The 8,112-nt window shown below is 31.3% G+C and carries 9 protein-coding genes; all 9 read right to left on the bottom strand.

Annotation, left to right across the window (positions count from 1 at the left end; genetic code table 11):
- Window positions 1-196: 196 nt before the first annotated feature.
- Window positions 197-655: a DUF3189 family protein gene (locus tag N4A57_RS11940; RefSeq protein ID WP_293658221.1), complete on the bottom strand. Its 459-nt coding sequence runs from the start codon at window positions 653-655 to the stop codon at window positions 197-199.
- Window positions 656-799: 144 nt separating this feature from the next.
- Window positions 800-2,332, bottom strand: a complete 1,533-nt coding sequence (locus N4A57_RS11935) for a YifB family Mg chelatase-like AAA ATPase (protein ID WP_293658220.1) — start codon at window positions 2,330-2,332, stop codon at window positions 800-802.
- Between the two features lie 15 nt (window positions 2,333-2,347).
- The gene (locus N4A57_RS11930) at window positions 2,348-2,695 is read right to left on the bottom strand and encodes a YraN family protein (RefSeq protein WP_293658219.1); all 348 of its coding nucleotides are present in this window, start codon (window positions 2,693-2,695) and stop codon (window positions 2,348-2,350) included.
- Complete coding sequence (locus N4A57_RS11925) at window positions 2,695-2,958, bottom strand: EscU/YscU/HrcU family type III secretion system export apparatus switch protein (RefSeq protein WP_293658218.1); 264 nt, start codon at window positions 2,956-2,958, stop codon at window positions 2,695-2,697. The genes N4A57_RS11930 and N4A57_RS11925 overlap by 1 nt, the downstream gene beginning before the upstream one ends.
- 5 nt (window positions 2,959-2,963) lie before the next feature.
- Window positions 2,964-4,373, bottom strand: coding sequence for a hypothetical protein (locus tag N4A57_RS11920; protein WP_293658217.1), 1,410 nt, complete (start codon window positions 4,371-4,373; stop codon window positions 2,964-2,966).
- Window positions 4,373-5,146 (bottom strand): ribonuclease HII, encoded by a 774-nt coding sequence (locus tag N4A57_RS11915; protein ID WP_293658216.1) that lies wholly within the window; start codon window positions 5,144-5,146, stop codon window positions 4,373-4,375. The genes N4A57_RS11920 and N4A57_RS11915 overlap by 1 nt, the downstream gene beginning before the upstream one ends.
- 67 nt (window positions 5,147-5,213) lie before the next feature.
- Window positions 5,214-6,098 carry a ribosome biogenesis GTPase YlqF gene (gene ylqF / locus N4A57_RS11910; RefSeq protein ID WP_293658215.1) on the bottom strand — a complete coding sequence of 295 codons (885 nt, stop codon included), beginning with the start codon at window positions 6,096-6,098 and terminating at the stop codon, window positions 5,214-5,216.
- A gap of 69 nt (window positions 6,099-6,167) precedes the next feature.
- The gene (rplS, locus tag N4A57_RS11905; protein WP_293658214.1) at window positions 6,168-6,509 is read right to left on the bottom strand and encodes a 50S ribosomal protein L19; all 342 of its coding nucleotides are present in this window, start codon (window positions 6,507-6,509) and stop codon (window positions 6,168-6,170) included.
- 113 nt (window positions 6,510-6,622) lie between these two features.
- The gene (locus N4A57_RS11900) at window positions 6,623-8,095 is read right to left on the bottom strand and encodes an Rne/Rng family ribonuclease (protein ID WP_293658213.1); all 1,473 of its coding nucleotides are present in this window, start codon (window positions 8,093-8,095) and stop codon (window positions 6,623-6,625) included.
- Window positions 8,096-8,112: the final 17 nt, after the last annotated feature.

Here is an 8,112-nt window from a genome sequence, read left to right as displayed (position 1 = left end):
TAACCTATCCACTCTCCTTTGTTTTGTATTTGGTCGGCAAACCTAAATACTATTCTAACAAAGGAGTCTTTTATTTTCTGCTCACCGCTGGAAGCTTTTTTGAACCACCCGCACAGCAGGTGGTTTTCACTTATACAAAAAGAAAAGTTATATGATTAACTCTTCTTTCCATGAAAAATTAAATTTTAATAAAAACCTAACTTGATATTTGCTTTTTAACATTTGATACAAGACTAGAGATATTATCATAGGCTTTTAATGTTCCATGAGTCACTATAGGACGTCCAAATGATACTAACCCTAGATATCTAGAAAAAAAACCACCGATTTTCATCCATATATTAACTGTATGCTTGGTATTAATGGTGTATAATCCATCTAGTGATCCATGTGTAATTTTATACATATCTTCTACTGCTTTAATTACTAATTTAGGTTTAAATTCGCAAGCTACCGTATATACTTTACATCCTAATTCATCCTCCCCTATGTAAATCAAATTACCATGTTGACTCTTATTCACCTTGTCAAACGTAGGAAGGGATAACAACTCTTCCCTATTGGGAATTCTATCTATTGGTAATTTGTTCACATGGATATGGGCAGCCGTTGCAGAGGAATGAGTACCGCCAAAATCATTATATATAACTATCATATATTAAACCCTCCTTTTCATGTCATCTACTACTATTATCTTTTAATAAGGTGTTACATATTCTTCATAAATATTAATTTTTTAATTTTTTTAGATTTTCTTCAATTCCACATAAAAAACTCCCTTATCATTAAGACAAAGGAGCTAATTCATATTCCAGTAATTCTTATCTAATTTTCTATATTGTATAGCTTCAGCAACATGACTTGATAATATAATCTCTTCATCATCTAAATCAGCTATAGTTCTGCCTAATTTAACCAACTTAGTATATGCCCTTGCACTAAATCCTAATTTATCAAAGGCATTTTTAAGCAAATATTTTGCATCATCTTCCATATTGCAATACTTATCCATAAGCTTTGTACTCAACTGAGAATTATATAGGATATTATGATTTTTATACCTCTTTAGTTGTATCTGTCTAGCCTTTTCTATATTTACTCTCATATCACTAGAGCTTTTATTCTTTGAATAGTCATTTAATTCATCATATTCAACAGGATATATTTGTATATGCATATCCACCCGATCTAATATGGGTCCTGATACTTTAGATAAATATTTTCTAACCTCATTAGGTGTACAACTACACTTTCCATTATCCACTCCAAAATACCCACATTTACAGGGATTTAGAGCCAATATTAAATTTACAGAAGCCGGATAGGTCACAGTGCCACTAGCTCTAGATATGGTTATTATCTCATCCTCTATAGGTTGCCTTAATACATCTATGGCACTTTTCTTAAATTCTGGGAATTCATCTAAAAATAGTACTCCATAATGGGCTAGAGATACTTCTCCTGGCCTTAAATTACTTCCTCCTCCAACAAGTCCCACATTGGATATGGTATGATGAGGTGCCCTAAAGGGGCGTTCCATCATTATGGGAGATTCATCTGACAAAAGGCCTGCCACACTGTATATTTTAGTAATTTCTAAGCATTCTTCATAGGTTGGTCTTGGTAAAATAGTTGAGAATCTTTTAGCCATCATGGATTTTCCAGCTCCAGGGGGTCCTATCATCATAATATTATGTCCACCAGCAGCTCCTATCTCCATGGCCCTTTTCACATATTCTTGTCCGCAAACCTCATTAAAGTCCACATCGTATATTCTTGGCTTATCCAAATCTATTAGAGGTCTTTCATCCTTATAGTCCAGTTCCCCGTTCAAAAATCTTATAACTTCATGTAAAGTATTAAAGGCATATACCTTCATATCCTTTACCATGGCCAACTCCATTAAATTACCCTTTGGAACTATTATTTCTTTTATATTATTTTTTCTAAGCTCTAAGGCTAAGGGTAATGCACCCCTTATGGGGTTTAGATTGCCATTTAAGGATAATTCACCTATAAAAGCCATATTGTCTAGGGGAATTTGATTTATGGCTCCCATGGCCTGTAATATGCCTACTGCTATGGGCATATCATAATGAGATCCTGCCTTTTTAATACTTGCAGGAGCTAAATTCACAGTTATTCTATCATCTGGAAATTCTATTCCTGAGTTTTTAATCGCAGACCTTATTCTGTCTTTTGATTCCTTAACAGACATATCTGCTAGGCCTACCACTGTAATACCTGGAATCCCATTATATAGATCTATCTCTACCTTTGTTAATTGTCCATTTAAACCTAGTAGTGTGCATGAATTTATTCTAGATAACATATACTTACCCCTTAATTAAGAAATACTTTTTATGTGATTTACTCTTATATCTTCCTCATAATAAATTTCTATAATATCAAATCTCATGGGAGGTGTTTTTATTTTTTTATTTTGTATATAGTGTTTAGATACTTTATATATCCGTTGTAATTTTTTGTAGTTTACAGCCTGTGCTGGAGTACCATAGGATTTATTTTTTCTAGTTTTTACTTCCACAAAAACATATCTATTTTTATCCATGGCTATTATATCTATCTCACCACATTTACAACGATAGTTAGTATCTAATATTTTGTATTTTTTATCCTTTAGATAATTTATAGCTATCTTCTCTCCCATTTTTCCAATTTGTACATTGTTCATCATTTTCCCTCATTCATATCAATTTCAATTATAAAGGACAATATTTGAGCAACCACGTTATATAGTTCCACAGGAATTTCTTCTCCTAAATCCAAGTCATTTAGTTTATAAGCTAGGGCTTCATTTTCATGTATTGGTATGCTAAGTTCCTTAGCTAATGCTTCTATCTTCTCAGCTAAATGACCTTGGCCCTTTCCTATTACCTTAGGAGCATTATCCTTTTCATGATCATATTTTATGGCTACAGCTACCTTCTTATCCATTCACATCACACCTTAATATCCACAAAGTTTATTTCCTTACTTTCTAAGTAAACTAACTCATCCTTTTTCTTTCCCACTAAATATTTTATTAAAATATTTTCAAAATCCATATCTTCTAAATAGGCTTTTAATTTGTCCTCTTTGTCCTTTATTTTATTCATAACTTTATCATTATTCACATGAAATTTTAAATTCATATCTTCGTCATATGCATTTATTTGACAAGTTATATCTCCTAAATTTTTAGTTTCTAAGGTAAATGAGATTCCCCTACTTTCCATGGATTTTTTCTTCCCATTTTTCTTTTCCATATACATTTCTAAGTTTTTTATATGATCATCTATTAGCATGGGCACTTGCATATAGTACATTTCCTTATTTACCTTGTCTAAAAACTTCATAGTATCTAGAAGTTTATCTATTTGTTGCCTTTGGACTGGATTTTTTTCTTCACTTAATTCATCCTTTATATTTTCAAGGAAAGAGTACATCTTTTTCGCATTATCCTTTATTTGTTGTCCTTCATCCACATTAGACCTATTTAGAATAAACTTTTTTATAATATTTTTTATCTTTGGGTCATCTATACTATCTATTAATTCCTTTATGTCATCAGAAATGTTTTCTTCCTTAAAAATGTATTTTGTTTTATCTAGATTCTCTAGATTTACCTTCATATTATTCTTAATCAAAAACAATATTTTATCTGTAGTCTTATCTAGAGATAGATTTTCTATAAGTTTTTTATTAAGTGTTTCTTTCTTAATACCATCTTTATTATTTGTTTTTTCATTAGTATTCTCTGTCTTTTTTTCTAAAGGCTTAATCTCATTATTTTTTTTATTTAAATCATTTTTAGGAATTTCCTTTCCTTCTAGAGAAACACTTCTTTTCTCCAGTTCGTCTTTATGAGTAGATTCTTTTATTGTTCCTTCTTTAAGAATATTCTCTTCTGCCTTCTCATTCATATTATTTTTTTCTAAAGTCTTATCTTTTCCTGATGATTCACTTAAGAGTTCCTTTATTTTTCTTAAAGGAATTTTATCTATTTCTTCTTCATATAATTCTTTAGGAACCTCTGTTCCTTCATTACTTCTTATATCCTTTATTAAGTTATATTTAGCCCTTATATTATTCACCCTCTTAAAAAGTTCCTTATTAAGGGGGATTTCATTCTTTATGATTTTTTTTAACGTATCCATGTTCTCTTTAGAATCATCCACATTCATATCCTTTAGATACTTCACAAGTTTTTCTTTAGTTTCCTTTGGTACCTCTTCACTTTCATTTTTTAGTAACTCCTCAATTAAGGCACTCTTAAGCTGCGCTATTTTTACTTTGCCATTTTGAGATGTGACTTCCCTTTTATTATTACCTTTATCTAGAATTTTATGAAAGTTTATGCCTATTTTCATTAATTAGCCTCCAAAATATTTTTCAAGAAACTCCTTCTATGAATTGGGGTAATTCCATGCTTTTTTATAGCCTCATAATGTTCTTTGGTCCCATATCCCTTATGATTTTTAAATCCATACTCAGGATATTCTTTATCATATCTATCTATGATTCTATCCCTAGTAACTTTAGCCACTATGGATGCTGCTGCTATGGAAGCACTTTTACTATCACCTTTAATTACAGCTTCTTGTCTTATATTTATATCGTCTAAAGTTACTGCATCTATTAACAAATAATCGGGACTTTTTTTCAAACTATTAATAGCCCTTAACATGGCAATTTTCGTAGCATTAAAAATATTCACATTATCTATCACTTCATTGTCTACTATGCCTATGCCTATGTCTAGTGCATTTTTACTTATTATTTCAAATAGTTCATCCCTTTTCTTTGGAGATATTTTTTTAGAATCATTAATTCCTTCTATGAAAATATTTTTTGGTAGCACTACACAAGCTGCCACAACAGGTCCTGCTAGTGGTCCTCGTCCAGCTTCATCTATTCCTCCTATAATATCCACGTTTAATAAATTTTCTATTTTCCAAAGATCCTTTACCCTCTTAATTTCCATTAAATATTTCTTATGTTCCTTTTCTATTTTTTCTAGTACTTTCTTTACTCCACTTCTTTCGTCTAACTTTAAAGAATCTACGTATTTTATCTTTTCCTCTACATGTAACCCTTTAAAAAAATCATTTATCTCTTTTATCTTCATAGATTTAAAATCCATTTAAAACCCTCCCCATGTTCTTCTATTTACATACTAAAAAAGGCACCACATAAAATGGTGCCCTCCATTATTCCTCTGTATCATTCATTGTAATATGTATTTCTTCATTAGGTCTTTCTAAAGATATTCTTCCTATTGTGCTGGCTCTAAACTCATCTAATATAATATTAGCCACCCTAGTGTAATCTATTCTTCCTTTACCTAAAATACAGCCTCTCTTTTTAGCTATATTCTCCATATTATCTAATGGCTCTTCTTCAATAGTATCCAACTTATATCTTTCCTTAATATTGTCAGGATAGTATCTGCATAAATATTCTATCAGTCTTAAAGCTACTGTTTCCACATCTAACACTTCATCCTTTATAGATCCTGTAAATGCTAATTTTAAACCCACGTTTAAGTCTTCAAATTTAGGCCATAAAACTCCTGGCGTATCTAATAATTCTATATTACCTTTTAACCTAACCCATTGCTTACCTTTAGTAACCCCTGGTCTGTCTCCTGTCTTAGCACTTTTTTTACCCGTTAATCTATTTATTATGGAAGATTTACCAACATTAGGAATTCCTACTATCATTGCCCTTATGGCACGTCTATTCATTCCCTTTTCTTCACGGGCCTTCATCTTGTCTTCTACAGCCTCATTAGACATCTTTGTAACCTTATCTAATCCTTTCCCACTTATGGTGTCCACCTCAACTACCTTGTAGCCTTCTTTCTTAAAATACTCTACCCATTCCTTTGATATGGCCGGATTGGCAAGATCACTTTTGTTAAGTACAATAACTTTGGGCTTGTTTTGTACAATTTCATTTATTTGAGGATTTCTACTACTAAGGGGATTTCTTGCGTCTACTAATTCTATTACTACGTCTACTAATTTAAGGTTTTTTTGTATTAATTCCTTAGTTTTTTTCATGTGACCTGGATACCAGTTTATATGTTCCATAGTTTTTCACCACTCATTTATAAAATTATTTTATATAGCAACAAAGGGACTGTATACAGTCCCTTTAGATTACTTCTTTTCTCTGATTTTAGCAGCTTTACCAACTCTATCACGAAGATAGAATAACTTGGCTCTTCTTACTCTACCTTTTCTCACTACTTCGATCTTTTCAATCTTTGGAGAATGAACTGGTAAAGTTCTTTCAACTCCTACTCCGTAAGAAATTCTTCTTACTGTAAAAGTTTCTCTGATTCCGCCATTTTGTCTCTTGATTACATATCCTTCGAACACCTGGACTCTTTCTCTATTTCCCTCTTTAATCTTTAAGTGTACCTTTACAGTATCACCAACGTTAAATGCAGGAATTTCCTTTTTAAGGTTTTCTTGTTCAATTAATCTGATCATATCCATGGTTGTCCCTCCTCTCATCCTAGACGTTCTTGTTAACCATATGGTTAGCAGAGGACCGCCCGTATTACCGTTATTTAGTATAGCATACTTTATTATGTATTACAAGGTACTTTTTAGCTTTTTATTATTTTTTCTACTTCTTCTATTTTTCCCATAGTTTTTACATTAAATTCTTCATCTCTAATAAGAGCTTTTGAAAAAAATATTTTAATACCATATTCATTTTCAATTTTTTCATACTTCTCCCTATGATGCTCATATAAGTGTTCATATACATTCATAGATACTTCAATCAAAACAGCTTGTGCATTTGTATGAATGGATAAACGTCTTATTTTATCCTCAATCTTTTGTAATATGGAATAATCAGATATGGTTCTTCCCGTTCCATTGCACCAATGACATTTTTTTTGTAATACAGAAGATATTCTTCCCCTAACCTTCTTCCTTGTCATTTCCAAAAGGCCTAGATTTGTCATACCAAGTACATTTGTCTTAGTTTTGTCTTTTCTAAGTTCATCCTCAAGTATATTAATTATTTCCCTTTGAGATTTTTCAGTGGCCATATCAATAAAATCAATTATGATGATACCTCCCACGTCTCTTAGTCTAAGTTGTTTTGCTATTTCCTTTGCAGCTTCCTTATTGGTTTTAATTATGGTATCTTCTAAATCTATTGTTCCTACATATTTCCCCGTATTCACGTCAATTACAGTTAAAGCTTCCGTTTGATCTATTATTAAATAACCTCCACTTTTTAACCATATCTTTTTGTTAACGGCGTTATTTATCATTTTTTCAATACCATAAAAATCAAATATATCTATTTCTTCCTTGTATAGTTCTATTTTATCCTTCATATTAAGATCTATTAATTTTACAAATTCTTTAGCTTCTTCATATTTTTGTTCCTTGTTTAATACAAGTCTACTAATTTTTTGTGTAAATCTATCTCTTATTATTTTATGGATACTGTCTAGTTCCTTATATGTTACTTTAGGTGCAAAACCTAAAAGATTTTCTTTTTCCACCTTATTCCAAAGCTTTAAAAGATAATTTAAATCATCCTTTATTTCCTTTGATGATTTGTCTTTTCCAGCAGTTCTTAAAATCACACCCATATTAGGGGGTCTTACTTCATCAATGAGACTTCTAAGTCTATCTCTTTCTTCCTCACTCTTTATTCTTCTAGAGATTCCCACATAATTATTATAGGGCATCAACACACAGTATCGACCTGGAAGACTAACATCTCCCGTAACTCTAGCTCCCTTAGTTCCCATAGGCTCTTTTATAACCTGTACCACAATTTCTTGTCCATTTTTAACTAGTTTTTTTATGGATACATTCACTTTTGGATTTTGTCCTACAATATCTTTCACATATAAAAATGCATTTTTTTCTAATCCTATATCCACAAAGGCAGCTTGCATCCCTGGTAATACATTAGTTATTCTACCCTTATATATGTTTCCTACTATTCGTCTTTTGTCGTCCCTGTCAATATACATTTCCACAAGTTCTTTATTTTCCATTATGGCCACTCTTGTCTGATTTAAACCACAATCTATAATAATTTCATTCATTTATTTGTCCCCCTAAG

Source organism: Anaeromicrobium sp., assembly GCF_025210435.1.
GTDB lineage: Bacteria > Bacillota > Clostridia > Peptostreptococcales > Thermotaleaceae > Anaeromicrobium.
Note: the sequence above shows the minus strand (reverse complement) of the source record. Positions and strands in the feature narration are given on the sequence as shown.

Excerpts from the sequence above, each read along its gene's own strand:
- N4A57_RS11940 (WP_293658221.1), bottom strand. The coding sequence starts at position 655 with ATGATAGTTATATATAATGATTTTGGCGGTACTCATTCCTCTGCAACG.
- N4A57_RS11935 (WP_293658220.1), bottom strand. The coding sequence starts at position 2,332 with ATGTTATCTAGAATAAATTCATGCACACTACTAGGTTTAAATGGACAA.
- N4A57_RS11930 (WP_293658219.1), bottom strand. The coding sequence starts at position 2,695 with ATGAACAATGTACAAATTGGAAAAATGGGAGAGAAGATAGCTATAAAT.
- N4A57_RS11925 (WP_293658218.1), bottom strand. The coding sequence starts at position 2,958 with ATGGATAAGAAGGTAGCTGTAGCCATAAAATATGATCATGAAAAGGAT.
- N4A57_RS11920 (WP_293658217.1), bottom strand. The coding sequence starts at position 4,373 with ATGAAAATAGGCATAAACTTTCATAAAATTCTAGATAAAGGTAATAAT.
- N4A57_RS11915 (WP_293658216.1), bottom strand. The coding sequence starts at position 5,146 with ATGGATTTTAAATCTATGAAGATAAAAGAGATAAATGATTTTTTTAAA.
- ylqF (WP_293658215.1), bottom strand. The coding sequence starts at position 6,098 with ATGGAACATATAAACTGGTATCCAGGTCACATGAAAAAAACTAAGGAA.
- rplS (WP_293658214.1), bottom strand. The coding sequence starts at position 6,509 with ATGGATATGATCAGATTAATTGAACAAGAAAACCTTAAAAAGGAAATT.
- N4A57_RS11900 (WP_293658213.1), bottom strand. The coding sequence starts at position 8,095 with ATGAATGAAATTATTATAGATTGTGGTTTAAATCAGACAAGAGTGGCC.